At 44.2% G+C, this 419-nt stretch carries 1 protein-coding gene; it reads right to left on the reverse strand.

Annotation, left to right across the window (positions count from 1 at the left end; translation table 11 throughout):
- Positions 1–419 (reverse strand): VirB8 family type IV secretion system protein (locus J7R10_RS08985; protein WP_246787432.1); only part of this gene is annotated, 419 nt, incomplete at both ends.

The raw sequence follows: 419 nt of genomic DNA on the forward strand, positions 1-419 counted from the left end.
CCAATTGTTGCGATTTGATGTTGTTTTGGTCCAACGGTACCGCTAGTGCTATGCTGTTGCGTTGTAAAACGCACCGTTGCTTGGCCATGTCCATTTGGCTGGATCGATCGTACTTTAACTGTGATGCGTGCTTTGTTGGAAAGTATTTTATCACGCGCATCGTCACCCTCATAGATTTTATAAAATTCTTGTTGCACATCTGGTGCGCTTAAAAGCGCTGCAGTGTCATAGTTTAGCTGAATGGTGTCATAGTCATAAGATTCGCGGTTAAGAACATATTGATTGAGCCAATAGCTGTCCACAACTTCTCCATAGCTGGTTTCATGCTCACGCATCACAGAAATTATATCAACTGCGCCAGTTGTGTTATCAACGCGTAGTAGCAAAGGTGTAGGAGCTGGTTGGGAGAAACCGACGAT

This window comes from Bartonella vinsonii subsp. berkhoffii ATCC 51672, from assembly GCF_902825225.1.
Classification (GTDB): Bacteria; Pseudomonadota; Alphaproteobacteria; order Rhizobiales; family Rhizobiaceae; genus Bartonella; species Bartonella berkhoffii.